Source organism: Acidovorax sp. LjRoot204, from assembly GCF_056175785.1.
Genome location: NZ_JBGFFF010000024.1, coordinates 1 through 20,103, shown reverse-complemented (window position 1 = coordinate 20,103; position 20,103 = coordinate 1). Strand labels below are relative to the sequence as shown.

Annotated in this window: 17 protein-coding genes; 3 read left to right on the top strand and 14 right to left on the bottom strand. The window is 65.1% G+C overall.

Annotated elements, in window-relative coordinates; genetic code table 11:
• Positions 1–284 precede the first annotated feature (284 nt).
• A complete protein-coding gene (locus tag AC04MI_RS07140; protein WP_476497456.1) occupies positions 285–1,217 on the bottom strand; it encodes a LysR family transcriptional regulator in 933 nt (310 codons plus the stop codon).
• A 65-nt stretch (positions 1,218–1,282) separates the two neighbouring features.
• On the opposite strand from AC04MI_RS07140, the gene AC04MI_RS07135 reads away from it, so the two are divergent.
• Both AC04MI_RS07135 and AC04MI_RS07130 read left to right on the top strand, forming a co-directional pair.
• Positions 1,283–2,044, top strand: a complete 762-nt coding sequence (locus AC04MI_RS07135; protein ID WP_476497455.1) for a sulfite exporter TauE/SafE family protein — start codon at positions 1,283–1,285, stop codon at positions 2,042–2,044.
• Between the two features lie 6 nt (positions 2,045–2,050).
• Positions 2,051–2,242, top strand: a complete 192-nt coding sequence (locus tag AC04MI_RS07130; protein ID WP_056067526.1) for a hypothetical protein — start codon at positions 2,051–2,053, stop codon at positions 2,240–2,242.
• 208 nt (positions 2,243–2,450) lie between these two features.
• Here AC04MI_RS07130 and dgoD read toward each other — a convergent pair whose 3' ends face one another.
• The 13 genes from dgoD to AC04MI_RS07065 all read right to left on the bottom strand — a co-directional run bounded on the left by dgoD (position 2,451) and on the right by AC04MI_RS07065 (position 18,731).
• Positions 2,451–3,599: a galactonate dehydratase gene (gene dgoD, locus AC04MI_RS07125; RefSeq protein ID WP_476497453.1), complete on the bottom strand. Its 1,149-nt coding sequence runs from the start codon at positions 3,597–3,599 to the stop codon at positions 2,451–2,453.
• Between the two features lie 58 nt (positions 3,600–3,657).
• Positions 3,658–4,317, bottom strand: a complete 660-nt coding sequence (locus AC04MI_RS07120) for a 2-dehydro-3-deoxy-6-phosphogalactonate aldolase (RefSeq protein WP_116749616.1) — start codon at positions 4,315–4,317, stop codon at positions 3,658–3,660.
• Complete coding sequence (locus AC04MI_RS07115; RefSeq protein ID WP_476497451.1) at positions 4,314–5,363, bottom strand: 2-dehydro-3-deoxygalactonokinase; 1,050 nt, start codon at positions 5,361–5,363, stop codon at positions 4,314–4,316. Before AC04MI_RS07115 ends, AC04MI_RS07120 begins: the two co-directional genes overlap by 4 nt.
• Positions 5,364–5,374: 11 nt before the next feature.
• Positions 5,375–6,313, bottom strand: a complete 939-nt coding sequence (locus AC04MI_RS07110) for a dihydrodipicolinate synthase family protein (RefSeq protein WP_476497450.1) — start codon at positions 6,311–6,313, stop codon at positions 5,375–5,377.
• A 112-nt stretch (positions 6,314–6,425) separates the two neighbouring features.
• The gene (locus tag AC04MI_RS07105; RefSeq protein WP_476497449.1) at positions 6,426–8,159 is read right to left on the bottom strand and encodes an IlvD/Edd family dehydratase; all 1,734 of its coding nucleotides are present in this window, start codon (positions 8,157–8,159) and stop codon (positions 6,426–6,428) included.
• 34 nt (positions 8,160–8,193) lie between these two features.
• Positions 8,194–9,231, bottom strand: coding sequence for a galactofuranose ABC transporter, permease protein YjfF (gene yjfF, locus AC04MI_RS07100; protein ID WP_476497447.1), 1,038 nt, complete (start codon positions 9,229–9,231; stop codon positions 8,194–8,196).
• Positions 9,228–10,280 carry an ABC transporter permease gene (locus tag AC04MI_RS07095; RefSeq protein WP_476497446.1) on the bottom strand — a complete coding sequence of 351 codons (1,053 nt, stop codon included), beginning with the start codon at positions 10,278–10,280 and terminating at the stop codon, positions 9,228–9,230. The genes yjfF and AC04MI_RS07095 overlap by 4 nt, the downstream gene beginning before the upstream one ends.
• Positions 10,273–11,826: a sugar ABC transporter ATP-binding protein gene (locus AC04MI_RS07090; protein WP_476497445.1), complete on the bottom strand. Its 1,554-nt coding sequence runs from the start codon at positions 11,824–11,826 to the stop codon at positions 10,273–10,275. Before AC04MI_RS07090 ends, AC04MI_RS07095 begins: the two co-directional genes overlap by 8 nt.
• Positions 11,823–13,052: a multiple monosaccharide ABC transporter permease gene (mmsB, locus tag AC04MI_RS07085; RefSeq protein ID WP_476497444.1), complete on the bottom strand. Its 1,230-nt coding sequence runs from the start codon at positions 13,050–13,052 to the stop codon at positions 11,823–11,825. The genes AC04MI_RS07090 and mmsB overlap by 4 nt, the downstream gene beginning before the upstream one ends.
• 59 nt (positions 13,053–13,111) lie before the next feature.
• Entirely contained in the window at positions 13,112–14,707 is a 1,596-nt protein-coding gene (gene mmsA / locus AC04MI_RS07080; protein ID WP_476497443.1) for a multiple monosaccharide ABC transporter ATP-binding protein, read from the bottom strand.
• A gap of 110 nt (positions 14,708–14,817) precedes the next feature.
• Entirely contained in the window at positions 14,818–15,888 is a 1,071-nt protein-coding gene (gene chvE / locus AC04MI_RS07075) for a multiple monosaccharide ABC transporter substrate-binding protein (protein WP_476497442.1), read from the bottom strand.
• A 187-nt stretch (positions 15,889–16,075) separates the two neighbouring features.
• A complete protein-coding gene (locus AC04MI_RS07070) occupies positions 16,076–17,041 on the bottom strand; it encodes an ABC transporter substrate-binding protein (protein ID WP_137746565.1) in 966 nt (321 codons plus the stop codon).
• A 238-nt stretch (positions 17,042–17,279) separates the two neighbouring features.
• Positions 17,280–18,731 carry an aldehyde dehydrogenase family protein gene (locus tag AC04MI_RS07065; protein ID WP_476497440.1) on the bottom strand — a complete coding sequence of 484 codons (1,452 nt, stop codon included), beginning with the start codon at positions 18,729–18,731 and terminating at the stop codon, positions 17,280–17,282.
• 131 nt (positions 18,732–18,862) lie between these two features.
• Between AC04MI_RS07065 and AC04MI_RS07060 the strand changes: the two genes are divergently transcribed.
• Entirely contained in the window at positions 18,863–19,825 is a 963-nt protein-coding gene (locus tag AC04MI_RS07060) for a LysR substrate-binding domain-containing protein (protein WP_063462989.1), read from the top strand.
• The last annotated feature ends 278 nt before the right edge of the window (positions 19,826–20,103 follow it).

The window sequence follows — 20,103 nt, the reverse complement described above, 5'->3', positions numbered from 1 at the left end:
CGCAATATGGGTGGGTGCTAACAGCTATTGAAATGTGAGCATTCCCTCGTTGACATTCCGAGGGAGAAGCAATGAGTCACCAGGGGCCTGAATGAGGACGGTCCTGCCCGCCATTGGGCTAACAACCGGAAGTTGTTGTCGCGTGGCCGTCTATGCCGCAGGAAAATTGGAAGCGGTTGCGAGAGGCTGCAGCGCAGGGTTTGCAGCCGGTCAGTGTTCTGACGCTGATAGCAGGCTACCGGGCAACAGCAATCCTTATCCCATACCCTGCCAACGTCCTCTGCTCACCGGCTCCCAACCTGCTGTCGCGCTGTCATCAGCGCATTGCCCAGCGCGCTCACGCTGGGTAGTTCGCTGCCTGCCGGGGTCATGCAAACGAGCAGCTTTCTCCGAGACCAAGCATCAGATAGCCCTAGGATCTGGGTGCCTGACTTGGCAAAGCGCGCAGCCGCGCTCTCGGACATGACCGCCACTCCCACGCCTTCGGCTACCAATTGCGCGACAGCGTCAAATCCGCCCAGACGCACCCGATGGCGCGGGACCCGGCCACTGCGACTGGCCTGTGCTGCCAGAAAGCGGCTGAGTCCACTCTCCCGGGCCAAACCCACAAAGGGATGCTCTAGCAATTCGCCATACGCCACGGAGCGGCGGCGGCCCAAAGACCAGCGCTTTGGCAAGAGTGCCACCAGACGGTCATCGACCCATGGCTGCACAAGCAGCCCAGAGGTGTCGACGTAATCGGCGACGATGCCCAGGTCGGCGGTGCCACGGCGCAATGCCTCTACGACCGCCTCGCTCGAAAGCTCTTGCACGTCCACATCAAGATCAGGGGTCTTCACCAAGAATTGGCCAATCGTGCGCGGAAGGCTCTCGGACATAGCGGCTGTGTTGCACAGCAGCCGAACGGTCCCGCGCAATCCATGACCAAAGCTCGCCATCTCTACATGCAGCGATTCGAGCTCAGCCAGCACGCGGTTGGCATGGCGCAGCAGAGCGCGTCCCGCATCGGTGGGTATTGCGCCCGATTTGGACCGCTCCAACAACCGCGAACCGGTCGCGTCTTCAAGACCCTTGAGGCGAGCGCTGGCCGCAGCCAACGACAGATTCACGGACGAAGCAGCGGCAGTGATGGTTCCATGCTCCATCACGGCGGCAAAGAGGTGCAGGTCAAACGGATCAACGCGGTAATCCGTGGTGCGGCGCTTAGGGGTACTCATGACCGCCATCCTACGGAATACGCGAAGGATCTGTTCACTGCTATCCGATGGACAGCACTTGGGCCATGCACACACCATGGGGCATGGACATATTGCAGCTCTTGATGGTGGTCGTTGTTTTCGTTCTGGCCGGTGGTGTGAAGGGCGTCACCGGCATGGGGCTGCCTACAGTAGCCGTGAGCTTGCTCGGGCTGTGGATGCCCCCTGTGCAAGCCGCCGCACTGTTGGTCATACCCTCGCTGGCAACCAATATCGCGCAATGCCGTGGCCCTCACCTGCGCTCGCTGGTATCCCGGCTGTGGCCCGGTTGGCTGGCAATCGCGATCGTGACTGTGAGCGCGCCCGGTCTCGGGGACGCCGTTTCCGCACAAACGACCAAGGGCTGGCTGGGCGTGATTCTCATGGCCTATGGCATCTGGGGCTTGTGGCGACCTCAGCTGCCCGATCTTTCGCTCACCAGCAAATGGCTCAGCCTGCCGACAGGCGCGGCCACCGGGTTCGTGACGGCACTCACGGCCGTCTTCGTATTGCCCTGGGTTCCCTACTTGCAGACGCTGCGGCTGGGCAAGGACGAGATGGTGCAAGCGCTGGGCCTTTCATTCACCGTGGCCACTCTGTCGCTCGCCGTGAAAGTGCAGATGTCCGCCCCTTTGGGGTTGATCTCGTCGTCTGTTGCTATTGCAGTCGGTGGAGCATTGATCGGCGCATTTTGCGGGCTCAAGCTTGGTGAGCTGCTACGTAGCCGCCTTGTCGGCCCCGTCTTCCAGAAGGCACTTTTTATGGTGTTCCTCGGATTGGGTGCTGCCAATCTGATCCAGGCACACTGACACAGTATGAGCGGACAAAAGGAGTTGCTTGAGGCTGCAGCCTTGTTAGAGCGGGCTTACCGGCTGGCACACGTGTTGCAAGGCGAAGGTTTGCTTGAAATCGGAAGCAGACAGTTTGTTGCAGACGAGCTTGTCGAGGTGCTTGATGAAGCTCGTGTGGCGTTTTTTGCAGCCTGTGATTTGCCCAAACCGCTCTGACTTTCTCTGAGCTGACAGAGTCATCCCCGTACCAGCAAGCGTTCGAAAGATGAAACTGGGCGACTGCTTCTGGCCTGTTGATCTGGCGCAATCCATTCATGAGCCCCGTTCGAGCCGAGGCTGCCGAAGCCCTGGGCAAGCTGAGGTACAGCGCCATCGATACTCTGGAGTAAACCGCGCCGCATCAATAACAAGGCGCCCAACCACCTCACCACTCCGCAAAACTCCCATCCCGGTGCCGYCACACCGGGTTCCTCCATCGGTGCCCCTCCTGCGCCCGCTCGCGCACATAGTCTTCGTTCACCTCAATCCCTAGCCCCGGCCCGGTGGGGATGGCGACCATCCCGTCCTGGTACGCAAACACCCCGGGGTTGGACACATAGTCCATCAGGTCGTTGGCCTGGTTGTAGTGGATGCCCAGGCTCTGCTCCTGGATGAAGGCGTTGTAGCAAACCGCATMCAGCTGCAGGTTGGCCGCCAGGGCAATCGGGCCCAGCGGGCAGTGCAGGGCCAGGGCCACGTCGTAGGCCTCGGCCATGCTGGCGATCTTGCGGGTCTCGGTGATGCCGCCTGCGTGCGAGGGGTCGGGCTGGATGATGTCCGCATAGCCGCCTTGCAGCACGCGCTTGAAGTCCCAGCGCGAGTACAGGCGCTCGCCCAGGGCGATGGGGGTGGAGGAGATGCGGGCGATTTCCTTCAGCGCCTCTTCGTGTTCGCTCAGCACAGGCTCTTCGATGAACATGAGCTTGTAGGGCTCCAGCTCCTTGACCAGCACCTTGGCCATGGGCCGGTGCACGCGGCCRTGAAAGTCCACGCCAATCCCCACATTCGGCCCCACGGCCTCACGCACTGCGGCCACGTTTTGAAGGCAACGCTCCACCTTGTCGTAGCTGTCCACGTACTGCACCTCTTCGGTGCCGTTCATCTTCACGGCCGTGAAGCCGCGCGCCACGGCGGCCTGGGCAGCGGCGGCCGTCTCGCTGGGGCGGTCTCCGCCAATCCAGCTGTAGACCTTGATGTGGCTGCGCACATTGCCACCCAGCAGCTCGGACACGGGCACGCCCAACGCCTTGCCCTTGATGTCCCACAGGGCCTGGTCGATCCCGGCCAGTGCGCTCATGTGCACGCCGCCGCCCCGGTAAAAGCCGCCCCGGTACAGCACGGTCCAATGGTCTTCGATGTGGCGTGGGTCTTTGCCAATGAGGTAGTCAGCCAGTTCATCGACCGCAGCGGCCACGGTGTGCGCGCGGCCTTCCAGCACGGGCTCACCCCAGCCAGTGATGCCTTCGTCCGTTTCGATTTTGAGGAAGCACCAGCGCGGCGGGACGATGAACGTGGTGAGTCGGGTGATCTTCATGGGGGATGGGCAGTCGGTTCAGAAGTGCTGGATTGGCTGGAACGAGTGGGGGGGCGGTTCAGGCCGTGGCGGGCGCGGTGCCAAAGGACGCCTGCCACGCCCGCGCAAACGCTGCCGCCTTGTGCGCGACTTCGGGGGCCTGGTCGCCGGGCCGGTACAGGGCCGAGCCCAGGCCAAAGCCGCTGGCGCCAGCGGCGGCATAGGGCGCGATGCTCTCGGGCACGATGCCGCCCACGGGCACCAGCGCCATGGGCGGCGTGATGACGGCGCGCCAGGCCTTGAGCACATGGGGCGGCAGCGCCTCGGCAGGGAAGAGCTTGAGCATGTTGGCGCCCGCTGCCAGCGCGGCATAGGCCTCGGTCAGCGTGGCCACGCCTGGCGCGCAGGCCATGCCGGCAGCGCGGGCGGCCCGGATCACATCGGGGTCGCTGTGGGGCATGACGATGATCTGCCCGCCGGCTGCCGCCACATCGGCCACGGCATCGATGGAGAGCACGGTGCCTGCGCCCACGAGGCAGTCGGCGGGCAGTGCATCGCGCAGCGCGCGGATGCTGGCCAGCGGCTCGGGCGAGTTGAGTGGCACTTCGATGATGCGAAACCCTGCGTCGTACAGCGCGTGGCCGATGGCCACCACCTCGTGCGGCTGCACGCCCCGCAGGATGGCGATGAGTCCGCAGCGCTGCAGGATGTGGAACAGGGCTTTGTCGATGGGGTTCATGCAGCCAGGCTCCCGGCGGTGAAGGGGTGTGAGGGGGAGGGTGCGGGCGCAACGACCAGCCCTGCCGCCAGCGCGATCTGCCACAGCCCGGTGGCCGTGGCCTGCGAGGCGATGGTGGGTGCGGCAAAGCCATGGGTCTGCAGCGCGACGGCGTAGCGGCGGCACAGGTCGGGCTCGCCGCATAGCACCAGCGTTTGTGGTGTTGTTGGGGTTTGATCCTGTGCGCGGCTCAGGCTCGCCACCTCGTGCCCGATCAGCAGGCCCGAGAGGTAGTCCGCTTGCGCGGTAGGCGCCAGCGCGCCGGTCAGCCCCAGCGTGCGGGTGCTGAAGATGTGCGAGAGCAGTCCCAGCGCGGCATCGCTGCCCCGCGCCACCTCCAGCCCGCGCGCAAAGGCATCGTCGTCGGGTGCCGCTGCGGCCTGCATGGTCTTGCCCAGAATCGTGTGGCCGCGCAGGGCCGCAAACAACTCGCCGGTCATGAAGGTGTGGAACTGCTCGATGCGCCCCTGGCGCGCCAGCACCCATTTGCTGTGCGTACCGGGCAGGCCTATGAGCACGGGCGCATCCGCAGGCAGCGCAAGGCCCGCCAGCACGCCCAGCACCTGGGTTTCTTCGCCGCGCATCACGTTGGGCAGCGCGCCCTGCTGCAACAGGCCCGGCACGATGTGCAGCGGCGGGCCGTCGCGCCGCTCCACCAGCGTCAGGCCCCGCGCCAGTGCATCGAGCGAGGTGGGCGTCGGCAGGTACTTGGCCTCGCGCCAGCCCTGGGCGCTGCCCACCATGCCGCAGGCCAGCAGGGGCAGGCCAGGTGTGGCGGCCAGCCAGTCTCCGCAGGTGTCTTGCAGTGCGCGTTCAAACGCGGCGCCGGGCTCGCCGTCTGCCACGCTCGCGGTGGCGGGTGGCAGGTTCATGATGCCCCAGGGGCGGTGCCGCGTCTCCAGCATCTCGCCATGCGCGCCCATGCGGAAGGCCCGCAATGCGCTCGTGCCCCAGTCCAGGGCGATAAGGCCCGCTTCAGCGGGCACCAGATAACGTGCAGGCACCATGGGTGTCTTGCTTAACGCGCCCAGCGCAGCACCAGCGGGTCCAGCCGCCGTGCGATGTCGATCAGGCCGCGCCGCACATCGTGGTGCATGGCCGGGAAGGGGTGGCGGCCCGCCTCGCAGGCGATCACGCCGCCTTCTTTCATCAGGGCCTTGGCCGTGAGGATGCCGCCCTGGCGGTTCTCGTGGTTGATGAGGGGCAGCCAGCGCTGGTAGAGCGCAAACGCCTGGTCCATGTCGCCCTGGCGGTGCGCCTCGATGATGGGGCGGATGCCGTCGGGGAAGGCGCCGCCCGTCATCGCGCCCGTGGCGCCCGCGTCCAGGTCGGCCAGCAGGGTGATGGCTTCTTCGCCGTCCCAGGGGCCTTCAATGGCGTCGCCGCCCAGGCGGACCAGTTCGCGCAGCTTGCTGGCGGCGCCGGGCACTTCGATCTTGAAATAGGCCAGGTTTTCAATCTCTTGCGCCATGCGCGCCAGGAAGGGGGCCGAAAGCACGGTGCCGCTGGCGGGCGCGTCCTGCACCATAATCGGAATGCGGATCGCATCCGACACGCGGGCATAGAACTCGTAAATCTGCGCCTCGGGCACGCGGAAAGTGGCACCGTGGTAAGGCGGCATGACCATCACCATGGCCGCACCCATGTCCTGCGCGGCGCGGCTGCGCCCGGCGCACACGCGGGTGCCGTAGTGGGTGGTGGTGACGATGACCGGCACGCGGCCCGCCACGTGCTCCAGCGATGTGCGGGTGAGGACTTCGCGCTCGGCATCGGACAGCGAGAACTGCTCGGAGAAGTTGGCCAGGATGCACACGCCGTCCACACCGGCGTCGATCATGAAGTCGAGGCAGCGCTTCTGGCTGTCGAGATCGAGGCGGCCGTCTTCATGGAACGTGGTGGGCACCACGGGGAAGATGCCGCGGTAGCGAGGGTTCTGGAGGGAATGGGTGGCTGGCATGGCGGTGCGGGTAAGAATTTGAGTGAAATATGCCTCTAGCGCTAGTTGAATAGGCGCTGGTAGCTATTGAATCTGTAGCAATTGACTGTGACGAGCGCCTCAGTGGGGCACATCAATGCGAGTGGCGGGGCACAGCAGCCCCCCGGCAGCCGACCAAGAAGTCAAAGTCGCAACCATCGTCCGCCTGCAGTACGTGGTCCACATACAGCCGCTGGTAGCCGCCGCGTCCGCCGTTGTCCGTGCCAGCCAATGCGGCCAAGCGTGCGGCCAGTTCCTCGTCGCTGATGTCCAGGTGCAGGCGGCCGTTCTCGCAGTCCAGCTCAATGAAGTCGCCATCGCGCACGGCAGCCAGGGGGCCACCGGCTGCCGCCTCGGGCGCCACGTGCAGCACCACGGTGCCGTAGGCGGTGCCGCTCATGCGGGCGTCGGAGATGCGCACCATGTCCTTCACGCCCTGGCGCAGCAGCTTGGGCGGCAGGCCCATGTTGCCCACCTCGGCCATGCCGGGGTAGCCCTTGGGGCCGCAGTTCTTGAGCACCATCACGCAGCTTGCGTCGATGTCCAGGTTTTCATCGACGATGCGTTCCTTGTAGTGCTCCAGGTTCTCGAACACCACGGCGCGGCCCCGGTGCTTGAGCAGTTCGGGCGAGGCGGCGGAGGGCTTGAGCACCGCGCCACGCGGCGCCAGGTTGCCGCGCAGGATGCAGATGCCCCCGTCGGCAATCAGCGGGTTGTTGATCGGGCGGATCACCTCGTCGTTGTATTGGGGCGCTTCGCGCACGTTGTCCCACAGGCTCTTGCCGTTGACGGTGAGTGCGTTGGGGTGGGGCAGCAGGCCGTTCTCGCCCAGGCGGCGCAGCACGGCGGGCAGGCCGCCCGCGTAGTAGAACTCTTCCATCAGGAAGCGGCCCGAGGGCTGCAGGTCTACCAGCGTGGGCGTACCACGGCCAATGCGCGTCCAGTCCTCCAGGTCCAGCTGTACGCCGATGCGGCCTGCGATGGCCTTGAGGTGGATGACCGCGTTGGTGGAGCCGCCGATGGCGGCGTTGGTGCGGATAGCGTTCTCGAAGGCTTCGCGAGTGAGAATTTTGGAGAGCGTGAGCCCTTCGTGCGCCATTTCAACGATCCGTTTGCCCGACATGTGGGCTAGTACATACCGGCGCGAGTCCACGGCCGGGATGGCAGCGTTGTGCGGCAGCGAAGTGCCCAGCGACTCGGCCATGCAGGCCATGGTGCTGGCCGTGCCCATGGTGTTGCAGGTGCCGGCSGARCGTGACATGCCGSCYTCGGCCGMGARGAACTGGTGYWSGTTGATCTCGCCGGCYTTSAGYGACTCGTGCARSYGCCACACGGCCGTGCCCGAGCCGATGTCCTTGCCGTCGAGCTTGCCGTTGAGCATGGGCCCGCCSGTGACCACGATGGCSGGSAYRTCGCAGCTSGCSGCGCCCATCAGCARYGCRGGCGTGGTYTTGTCGCAGCCCRYSAGCAGCACSACCGCRTCGAYSGGGTTGCCGCGRATGGCYTCTTCCACRTCCATGCTSGCMAGGTTGCGCGTGAGCATGGCSGTGGGTCGCAGGTTGGATTCGCCGTTGGAGAAAACCGGGAACTCCACCGGAAAGCCGCCCGCCTCGTAGATGCCGCGCTTCACATGCTCGGCGATCTTGCGAAAGTGGGCGTTGCATGGCGTCAGCTCGGACCAGGTGTTGCAGATGCCGATCACGGGGCGGCCGTCGAACGCGTGGTCGGGGATGCCCTGGTTCTTCATCCAGCTGCGGTACATGAAGCCGTTCTTGTCGGCCGTGCCGAACCATTCGGCGGAGCGGAGTTTGCGCTTGGGGGTGGTCATGGTGGGGTGCGAGAGAAAGAGGAAAAATGAAGAGTCAACGGGCCTTGCCCGAGCGGCGCGAAAGCAGCCGCTGCAGCAGACAGAAAGCGAACAGCAGCACACCAACGACGATGCGTGTCCACCAGGAGCTGAGCGTGCCGTCGAAGGAAATCAGGGTCTGGATGATYCCGAGCATSAGCACGCCRAACAGCGTGCCCGCCACATAGCCSACGCCRCCCGTGAGCAGCGTGCCGCCAATGACCACTGCGGCAATCGCATCCAGCTCCATGCCCACGGCATGCAGGCCATAGCCCGACAGCATGTAGAACGTGAACACCACGCCCGCCAGTGCCGAGCAAAAGCCCGACAGCGTGTACACGCCAATCAGCGTACGGCGCACCGGCAGGCCCATGAGCACAGCCGAGTGCTCGCTGCCGCCCACCGCATACACGCTGCGGCCAAACGGCGTGCAGTGCGCCACAAACAGGGCAACCAGCAGCACGGCGATGGCGATGAGCGCCCCCAGCGATAGGGATGCGCCTTCCCACAGCGGCAGGCGCCACTGGGCCAGCTCGGAGTAGCCCTCGTGGGTGATGCTGATGGAGTCGATGCTGATCAGGTAGCACAGCCCCCGCGCCAGGAACATGCCTGCCAGCGTGACGATGAAGGGCTGAAGCCGAAAGCGCTCGATGAGGAAACCCATGAACGCGCCAAATGCCGTGCCCATCAGCAACACCAGCGGGATGGCGACCATCGGGTTCCAGCCCCGGTGTTCCACCAGCGCGGCCAGCACCATGGTGGTCAGCGCCACCACCGAGCCSACCGAGAGGTCGATGCCGCCCGAMAGRATCACGAASGTCATGCCCACSGCCACGAYGATSAGGAAGGCGTTGTCGATCAGCAGGTTGAGGAACACCTGGGCCGAGAAGAACCCGGTGTACAGCACCGAACCCAGCGTGGCCATGGCCACGAACAGCGAGATGGTGGCTGCCAGCGGCAGGTACTTGGGGTTGAACCGCGCGCGCGCGGCGGTGGCCTGTGGGGCAGGGTGGTTCACGGTGCCGAAGCCTGCGGTTTTGGGTACGGCGCTCATGGCAAAGCTCCCGCGCCGGGGCGGCGTGCCAGGGCGCCGACTTGCGCCCGGAACTCGGGCGACTGCAGCAGCATCACGATGAACACCACCACGGCCTTCACCACCAGGTTGATCTCGGGCGGCACGCCCAGCGAGTAGATGGCGTAGGTCAGCGTCTGGATGATGAGCGCACCAATCACGCTGCCCACCAGGCTGAAGCGGCCTCCGGTGAGGGCGGTGCCACCCAGCGTGACGGCCAGGATGGCGTCCAGCTCCAGCAGCTGCCCAGCGTTGTTGCCATCCGCGCTCTTCACGTTGGAGCTGATCAGCAGCCCCGCAATGCCCGCGCACACGCCGCAGAACACATAGGCCGCCACGATAAGCCGCCCCGCCTGCACGCCCGCTACCCGCGCCGCGGTGGGGTTGATGCCCACTGCCTGGATGAAMAGSCCSAGCGCCGTGCGCGTGATGGCSAGGTASAGCASCACGAASACYGCGGCCACKAYGAACASMGAGAACGGCAGCCCTGCCAGGTACCCACCGCCCATGAAGAAGTAGGGCKTGTAGTAGATGGTGATGATCTGCCCGTCGGYGATGAGCTGSGCAAYGCCSCGGCCCGCCACCATGAGGATCAGTGTGGCAATGATGGGCTGCATGCCCACCTTGGCGACCAGCACGCCATTCCACAGCCCGCACAGCAGCGCCACGCCGATGGCGCCCAGGATGGCGACGGGCAGTGGAAACCGGCTCTCGGTGCCCGACACCGAGCCGCCGATCAGCCACGCTGCCACGGCCGCTGCAATGGCCACCGTCGCGCCCACCGAAATATCGATGCCGCGTGTGGCAATCACCAGCGTCATGCCCAGCGAMACCAGCACCAGCGGYGCSGCGCGGTTCAGTATGTCGATGAGGCTGCCGTACAGGTGCCCATCGCGCCATTCGATGTGTAGAAAACTGGCGTTGAAAGCCGTATTGATGGCCAGCAGGAGCAGCAACGTGACGGCGGGCCACGCCAAGCGGTGTCGCATCAGCGCGGCAAAAAGGGAAGGAGAGGAGGGACGTTCAAGCATGTTCTGCGGCGATGAGTTCGTAGACGGCGTCTTCGCTGCTGCCCGCAGGCAGCTCACCCACCTTGTGGCGGTCGCGGAGCACCACGATGCGGTGCGCCACGCGCACCACCTCGCTCATTTCGGAAGAGATGAACAGAACGGCCATGCCGCCCTGGGCCAGGCGCAGGATCTSKTCCATGATTTCCTGCTTGGCSGCCACGTCGATGCCGCGCGTGGGYTCGTCSAGGATCARCAGKCGCGGCTCGRTSGCSAKCCAGCGCGCRAKSATGGCYTTTTGCTGGTTGCCRCCCGAGAGCARGCCGATGGGSKTKTCCACRCTCKCGGTCTTGATRCCCAGCAGCTTCACATAGCGTTCGGCCAGCGCCGTCTGCTCGGCGCGCGAGAGGAATTGGCCCACGCCCATGCGGGCCTGCAGCGCCAGCGCAATGTTCTCGCGCACCGACAGTTCCGCCACGATGCCGTCGGTCTTGCGCTCTTCGGGGCACAGGGCCAGGCCATGGCGGATCGCATCCATGGGGTTGGCAAACTTCACCACCTGCCCGTCGATGCGCAGCGCGCCCCGGTCAGGCTGCTCCAGGCCGAACAGCAGGCGCGCCAGCTCGGTGCGGCCCGATCCCAGCAAGCCCGCCAGGCCCACCACCTCGCCCGCGCGGATCTGCAGGTCCAGCGGCTGCAATTGCGTGTCTTGTCCCAGGCCCTCGGCTTGCAGCAGCGTGGCTTGACGGCTGTCCACGGAGGGCGCTGGTGCGGGTTGCTCCGACGCTGCGGCCAGGTCGCGGCCCAGCATGGCGGCGATCAGCGCCTGTGGCCCCAGGTCTTTGGCCAGCCACTCGCCGACCCAGCTGCCGTTGCGCAGCACGGAGATGCGGTCGGACACGGCATACACCTGGTTCAGGAAATGCGTCACAAAAACGATGGCCAGTCCCTCGCTGCGCAGGCGCCGCAGCACCTCGAAGAGCTTTTGCACTTCGTCGTCGTCCAGGCTGGAGGTGGGCTCATCCAGGATCAACACACGCGATTCGATGCTGAGTGCGCGCGCAATCGCCACCAGCTGTTGCACGGCCACGGGGTAGTTCGACAGCAGGCGCGTCACGTCGATCTGCAGGCCGATGCGCGCCACCAGATCGCGGGCGCGCTGGTGCAGCGTGGCCCAGTCGATGCGAAARCCCTGCGCSRYGCCGCAGCGCGGRTAGCGGCCCGCAAASAYGTTCTCGGCCACCGAGAGGTTSGGGCASAGGTTGACCTCCTGGTASACSGTGCTGATGCCCAGGCGCTGCGCCGCCAGCGGCGAGTCCGGCCACACCGCTTTTCCGCCCAGCCGCATCTGCCCGCCGCTGGCCTCCAGCACGCCCGTCAGCACCTTGATCAGCGTGGACTTGCCCGCACCGTTCTGCCCCATCAGCGCATGGATCTCGCCGGGGTAGAGGTTGAGCTGCACATCGCGCAGCACGGTGATGCCCGCAAACTGCTTGTGGATGCCCGAAAGCTGCAGCACAGGCGCGGCAGCGGGGGCGTGAACGGTGGATGCGTCCATGGAAACCGTCATGCCTTGTTCTTGTTGTAGACATCCACGAGCACGGCGGCCAGCAGCACGACGCCCTTGATGACCTGCTGGTAGTCGATGCCGATGCCCAGGATGGACATGCCGTTGTTCATCACGCCCATCACAAAGGCGCCGATGACCGCGCCCATCACCTTGCCCACGCCGCCCGATGCCGATGCGCCGCCGATGAAGCAGGCAGCAATCACGTCCAGCTCAAAACCCAGGCCCGCCTTGGGCGTGGCGGTGTTCAGCCGCGCCGCAAACACCAGCCCGGCCAGGGCTGCCAACACGCCCATGTTGATGAAGGCATACAGYGTGAGCCGCTCGGTCTTGATGCCCGAGAGCTTGGCCGCCTTCTCGTTGCCGCCCATGGCATAGATGCGGCGGCCGACGGTGGTGCGGCTGGTGACAAAGTCGAACAGCACGATCAGCAGCGCCATCACGATGAGCACGTTGGGCAGGCCCTTGTACGAGGCGAGCAGGTAGCTGAAGTACACCAGCAACCCGCCAAACACCACCGTGCGTGCGATGAACAGACCCGCAGGCTCTGTCTGCACGCCGTGGCGCAGCCGGTTGGCGCGCTGGCGCAGGCCGCCCACGGCCAGGGCCGCTGCCACGGCCGCGCCCAGCAGCAGCGAGGTCAGGCGCAGCCCCTCCACACTGAACAGGTCGGGGATAAAACCCGAGCTGAGCATCTGGAACGCCGAGGGGAACGGCCCCACCGACTGACCAGCCAGCAGCGCCAGCGCCAGGCCCTTGAACACCAGCATGCCCGCCAACGTGACGATGAACGAGGGGATGCGCGAGAAGGCCACAAACCCGCCTTGAATGGCGCCGATGAGGCCGCCGCACAGCAGGCACACCAGCGTGGCGGGCACAAAGTGCCAGTTGTATTCGACCATCAGCACCGCTGCCAGTGCGCCGATGAAGCCACACACCGACCCCACCGACAGGTCGATGTGCCCGGCCACGATGACCAGCAGCATGCCCAGCGCCATGATGACGATATAGCTGTTCTGCAGCACCAGGTTGGTCAGGTTCAAGGGCTGCATCAGCGTGCCCTCGGTCATGTACTGGAAAAAGGCCATGATGGCCACCAGCGTGATCAACATGCCGTATTCGCGCAGGTTGTGCTGCAGGTGCTGCAGCAGCGACTTGTCGTGACGCGCCGCAGTTGTCGGGTTGCCGTCGGCCAGCGTGCTGGCGGGGGGATGGGTGGTCTGGCTCATTTCGGTCATCAGTTCAATGCGTTGTGCGGTTCATCAGGCGCTGAAGAGGGGCGCTGCAGCTACGCGCGGCCGCCGTGCAAGGGCCGCCCCGCCGCACGGGCGGCGTCCCCCTTGGGGGGGATGGCGCGAAGCGCCTCAGGGGGGGCACTCACGATGGCTCGCATGATCTTTTCTTGCGAGGCATCTGAAGTTGGCATCTCGGCCACAAAGCGGCCTTCGTTCATCACATAGATGCGGTCCGTGATGCCCAGCAGCTCGGGCATTTCGGAGGAGATCACGATCACGCATTTGCCCTCGSCCGCCAGCTGGKCGATGAGGGTGTAGATCTCRTACTTGGCGCCCACGTCGATGCCGCGCGTGGGCTCGTCGAGGATGAGCACTTCGGGGCTGGTGAACAGCCATTTGCTCAGCACCACTTTTTGCTGGTTGCCGCCCGACAGATTCAGCGTCTTCTGGTCCACGCCCGAGCAGCGGATGCGCAGCTTCTCGCGGTAGTCCTGTGCCACGCGGTGTTCCTGACCGCTGTCGATCACGCTGGCGAACGACACGCCCGGCAGGTTGGCCAGCGAGGTGTTGAACTGGATGTCTTCGTTCAGCACCAGGCCATTGCCCTTGCGGTCTTCGGTCACATAGGCCAGTCCGTGGCGCACGGCCTTTTCCACCGTGCTCACGTCGATGGGCTGGCCGTGCAGCCGCACTTCGCCGCTGATGCGCTGGCCCCACGAGCGGCCGAAGATGCTCATGGCCAGCTCGGTGCGGCCTGCGCCCATCAGGCCCGCAATGCCCACAATCTCGCCGCGCCGCACATTCAGGTCGATGCCCTTGAGGTGCTCGCGGTCGCTGCGCTGCGGGTGGTGGGCGCGCCAGTTGCGCACCTCAAAAACAATGTCGCCCACTTGTGGCTGGCGCTGGGGGTAGCGGTCGCTCATCTTGCGGCCCACCATGGCCTGGATCACGCGGTCTTCGCTCACCGGGCCTTCGCGGCAGTCCAGCATCTGCACGGTGCTGCCATCGCGCAGCACGGTGATGGCATCGGCCACGCGTGAGATTTCGTTGAGCTTGTGCGAGATCAGGATGCAGGTGATGCCCTGGGCTTTCAGCTCCAGCAGCAGGTCCAGCAGGGCCTGGCTGTCGTTTTCGTTCAGGCTGGCGGTGGGCTCGTCCAGGATCAGCAGGCGCACCTTGCGCGACAGCGCCTTGGCAATCTCCACCAGCTGCTGCTTGCCCACACCCAGCTGGCCCACCGGTGTGTCAGGCGACTCGCGCAGGCCCACCTTGTGCAGCAGCGCCTGTGCGCGGCTGTGTGCGGCCATCCAGTCAATGACGCCGTGCCGCGCGGTTTCGTTGCCAAGGAAGATGTTCTCGGCAATCGACAGCAGCGGCACCAGCGCCAGCTCCTGGTGAATGATGATGATGCCCAGGTGCTCGCTGTCGCGGATGCCCGCAAACTCGCGCTCCTGCCCGTCGAACAGGATCTGGCCGCTGTAGCTGCCGTGTGGGTACACACCCGACAGCACCTTCATCAACGTGGATTTGCCCGCCCCGTTTTCGCCGACGATGGCATGGATCTCCCCGGCCTGCACCTGCAGGTTGACCTGGTTCAGCGCCACCACGCCGGGGAAGGTTTTGCGGATGTTCCGCATTTCAAGAAGCATGGTCTCTCAGTCTGTTGGTGGGGCCTTGGGCCCCATCCCGGTTGCAGGCCGCCTGCGCTGCCCCAGCAGCATTCGCAGGCGGCGGCTCTACATGCAGAAGCCGCTCGTGCTCACTTGATCTGAGACTCTTTGTAGTACCCACTGCCGACCAACACCGCGTTCCAATTGGAGGAGTCCACCGCCACCGGCTTGAGCAGGTACGAGGGCACCACCTTCACGCCGTTGTTGTAGGTCTTGGTGTCGTTGATCTCGGGCTGCTTGCCCGTCAGTACGGCGTCCACCATGTTGGCGGCCACCTTGGCCAGCTCGCGGGTGTCCTTGAACACAGTGGAAGACTGCTCGCCCTTGAGGATGGACTTGATGGAAGGCACCTCAGCGTCCTGGCCGCTGACCACGGGGCAGGGCTGCTGGGCGGTGCAGTAGCCCACGCCCTTGAGGGAGGACAGAATGCCGATGGAGATGCCGTCATAGGGCGACAGCACCGCATGCACCTTGTCCTTGCCGTAGTAGGCCGACAGCAGGTTGTCCATGCGCGCCTGGGCCACCGAGCCATCCCAGCGCAGCGTGCCCACCTTGTTCATGCCGGTCTGCTTGCTGCGCACCACCAGCTTGCCGCTGTCGATGTAGGGCTGCAGCACGCTCATGGCGCCGTCGTAGAAGAAGAAGGCGTTGTTGTCGTCCGGCGAGCCGCCGAACAGTTCAATGTTGAACGGGCCCTTGCCTTGCTTGAGGCCCAGCTTGTCCACGATGGAGGTGGCCTGCAGCACGCCGACCTGGAAGTTGTCGAACGTGGCGTAGTAGTCCACGTTCTTCGAGCCCTTGATGAGACGGTCGTACGCAATGACCTTCACGCCCTTGTCGGCCGCGTTTTGCAGCGCCTTGGACAGCGTTGTGCCGTCAATCGACGCGATCACCAGCACCTTGGCACCCTTGGTGATCATGTTCTCGATCTGCGCGAGCTGGTTGGGGATGTCGTCTTCGGCGTACTGCAGGTCGGTCTTGTAGCCCCGGTCCTTGAGCACCTTGACCATGTTGTCGCCATCGGCAATCMAGCGCGCCGAGGACTTGGTGGGCATCGAGATGCCGATGGTGCCCTTGTCCTGGGCCGATGCCACGGACGTGGCGCCAATGGCAGCCAGTGCCACGGTGGCCAGCACGGCCTTGAAAATTGCACGCTTCATTTGAGTCTGTCTCCTGATGTTGTTTTGATTTGATTGCCGCTTGGATGCGTCACAGCCTTACGAAACTGTCGTGGCCCAGTGCCAGAGCCACCGCCCAAGGGCCGCCCCGCCGGGCCGGTGGCGTCCCCCTTCCCGCATCGCGCAGCGATGCGAGAGAAAGGGGGAAGGCGCGCACCGCCTCAGGGGGTTAATACTTGCGGTTAGGCATTTCCTTCGCCGCCACTTCCATCGGGAAGATGCCTTCTTCGGTCACGATGCGCTTGGGAACGGCCTTGCCAGCCTTGATGTCCTTGACGGCGCTCATCAGCTGCGGGCCCAGCAGGGGGCTGCATTCCACGCTCACGTTGAGCTTGCCGGCGATCATGGCCTCGAAGGCGCCCTTCACGGCGTCGATGGAGATGATCACGATGTCCTTGGCAGGCTTCATGCCGGCCTCTTCGATGGCCTGGATGGCGCCAATCGCCATGTCGTCGTTGTGCGCGTAGAGCACGTTGATCTTCTTGCCCTCGGCCTTCAGGAAGGCTTCCATCACTTCCTTGCCCTTGGCACGGGTGAAGTCGCCGGTCTGGCTGCGGATGATCTTGAACTTGGGGTCGGCCTTGATGACTTCTTCAAAGCCCTTCTTGCGGTCGATGGCAGGGGCCGAGCCCACGGTGCCTTGCAGCTCGACGATGTTGACCTCGCCCTTCTGGTCCTTCATCTTCTCCACCAGCCAGCGGCCGGCCTTGCGGCCTTCTTCCACAAAGTCCGAGCCCATGAAGGTCACATACAGCGACGTGTCCTTGGTGTTCACCGCGCGGTCGGTCAGCACCACGGGGATCTTGGCGGCCTTGGCCTCGCGCAGCACGGGTTCCCAGCCCGACTCCACCACGGGCGAGAATGCAATCACATCCACCTTCTGTGCGATGAACGAGCGGATGGCCTTGATCTGGTTCTCCTGCTTTTGCTGCGCGTCCGAGAACTTCAGCTCGATGCCGGCCTCTTTGGCTGCTGACTTGATCGACTCGGTGTTGGCGGTGCGCCATTCACTCTCGGCCCCCACCTGGCTGAAGCCCAGCACGAGGGGCTTTTGCGCCCAGGCGGCGCCGGGCAGCAGGGCGGCCACGGGCACGCTGGCCAAGGCGGCAGCAACGGTGCGGCGGTTCATTTTCATCATCTTGTCTCCTGTCTGTAATGGTTGGTTGACGACGGTTGCGGGATGGAAAAGCAGCGATGCGATAAAGGATGGTTCAGAAGGTGGGAAGGGATCCAGCGTGCCAGAGCAGGTTGCCAAAACGCTTCCGCTCTAGGCGCAAAGCGCAGTCATAGCTCGGGCTATGGCGAGCATTTGCAACGACGAGCGGGAGTGTTCTGGCGACATGAGCGGGCATGTTGGGTTCCTTCCCACCTTCTTAGGCCAGCATGTAGCCCGTCTTGACCATGGTGTAGAACTCGGCGGCGTAGCGCCCCTGCTCGCGGGCGCCGTAGCTGGATTCCTTGCGGCCGCCAAACGGCACATGGAAGTCCACACCCGCCGTGGGCAGGTTCACCATGGTCATGCCCACGGCAGCGTGGCGCTTGAAGTGCATGGCGCGCTTGAGCGACGTGGTGCAGATGCCCGCACACAGGCCAAAGGGCGTGTCGTTGGCCAAGGCCAGTGCGTGCTCGTAGTCGTCAGCCCGCAGCACGCAGGCCACGGGGCCAAAGATTTCTTCGCGCGCCACGCGGTGCTCGGGGCGGGCCAGAAAGRGGGCGGGGCTCATGTAATGGCCTGGGGTGGGGCGCTCCAGGCGCTCGCCACCCCAGACATGCTCCGCTCCCTCATTGCGCGCAATGTCGATGTAGTCCAGGTTCTGTGCCAGCTGGTTGTCGTCCACCACCGGGCCCATCTCGGTGCCACGCTCCAGCGCGTGGCCCACCTTCAGGCTGGCCAGCCGGTTGCGCAGGCGCGCCACAAAGGCGTCGTGCACCTCGGCCTCGACGATGAGGCGGCTCGATGCGGTGCAGCGCTGGCCGGTGGAGAAATACGAGCCCTGCAGCGCGCAGTCCACCGCCTGGTCCAGGTCGGCGTCGGCCAGCACGATGAGCGGGTTCTTGCCGCCCATCTCCAGTTGCACCTTGGCGCGGCGCTGGCTGGCGGCGCGCAGGATGCGGTCGCCCGTGGCGACTGATCCGGTGAAGCTCAGCGCGTTGACCAGCGGGTGGTCCACCAGCGYCTGGCCCACCTCGCGGCCGCTGCCCATGACGAGGTTGAAGGCACCGGCGGGCAGGCCGCTGCGGCTGATGATTTCGGCCAGCGCCCAACCGCAGGCGGGCACCAGCTCGGCGGGCTTGAACACCACGGTGTTTCCGTAGGCCAGGGCCGGGGCGATCTTCCAGGCCGGGATGGCGAACGGGAAGTTCCACGGCGCGATGATGCCCACCACGCCCACGGGCTCCCGGGTTACGTCCACCTGCACGCCTTGGCGCACCGAGGCGAGTAGTTCGCCCTGGATGCGCAGCGCCTCGCCCGCAAAAAACTTGAAGATCTGCCCGCCGCGCGCCACCTCGGCGATGCCTTCAGGCAGCGTCTTGCCTTCTTCCCGCGCCAGCAGCGCACCCAGCTCGTCCTTGCGTGCCAGCAGCTCGCTGCCGATCATGTCCAGCACGTCGGCGCGGCGTTGGGGTGTGCTCTGGCTCCAGGTGGGCAGGGCGTCGGCCGCAGCGCGCACGGCCAGCTCGGTCTGGTTGCGGTCGGCGCGGGCGTATTCGGCCACCACCTCGCGGGTGTCCGACGGATTGGTGCTGATGCCGGTGGTGGTGCCGATTTCCCACCGGCCGTTGATCAGGTGCCGGGGGCTGAGCTGGAGGTCGCCGAGCTTCATGGAGAGAGGCCTTTGTTGCAGTTGCGGCGAAGTCTATGGAAGGTTTCGATATCAATCCAATCGTTTTTTAGACAAAATACATATCGTTCTTTGCATTCTGGAAAACCCCTCCCTTTTCTCGTCCCCCTTCCATGAGCACCTACAACCACTGGTTCATCCGCGCCCGCCTCAAGACGCGCCAACTGCTGCTGCTGGTGGCCCTGGCCGAAGAGGGCAACATCCACCGCGCCGCCCAGGTGCTCAGCATGACCCAGCCGGCCGCCTCCAAGCTGCTCAAGGACCTGGAGGATGTGCTGGAGGTGTCGCTGTTTGACCGCCTGCCGCGCGGCATGCGACCCACCTGGTATGGCGAAACGATGATCCGCCACGCGCGCATGGCCCTGGCCAACCTGAACCAGGCGCACGACGAGATCGGTGCGCTCAAGCGCGGGCACTACGGCCAGGTGGGCATTGGCGCCATCACCTCACCGGGCCTGAGCCTGTTGCCCGCCGCCGTGGCACAGGTCAAGCAGGAGCACCCCAGCCTGCGCATTTCGCTGGACATCGAAACCAGCCCCGTGCTGCTGGAGCGGCTGGAGCAGGGCAAGCTCGACATCGTGGTGGGCCGCTTGTACGAGGAGCACGACAAGGAGAACCTGCGTTATGAGTCGCTGACGGAGGAGCTGGTTTGCGCCATGACGCGCCCGGGCCACCCGCTGTCGAGCATGAGCGGGTTGACGCTGCGCGACGTGGTCTCGGCCAGCTGGATCGTGCCGCCGGCGGGCAGCGTGTTGCGGCACCGGTTTGACCTGATGTTCCAGCAGGACGGGCTGGCGCCGCCGCTGCACACGGTGGAGACATCGGCSCTGCTSTTCATCACKCGCATGCTGCAGCAGAGCGACATGATTGCGGTGGTGGCGGAGGATGTGGCGCGCTATTACGCGGCGCATGGGATCGTGACGGTGTTGCCGCTGGCGATGCCGTGCCATATGGATGCGTTCGGAATCATCACGCGGTCGGACCGGCTGTTGTCGCCGGCGGCGAAGGTGATGATGAAGGCGTTGAAGCAGACGAGCCTGGTGCAGTATGGGCGCAGGTTGGAGGTGGGGGATTGATGGTTTGGGTTGTTGTTGGCTGGATGCGCTAGTAGGATATGGGCTGGTAGCTATTGATTTTGTAGTGTTGGTTCTTGTGCGCTGATTGGGTGGCATGCCTTTGTTGAAGGCGGAGGCCGGGAGTCGCCCCGGCGGGCGAGGTACTTTTCTTTGCTTCGCCAAAGAAAAGTACCCAAAAGAAAGGCGACCCCCAGTCTGCGACCCCTTCGCTGTGCGACGGGGCAAACCTGCGGCGGGGCGGTTGCGGGGTGCGCCGTGGAACTCGCTCTGCGCTGGCG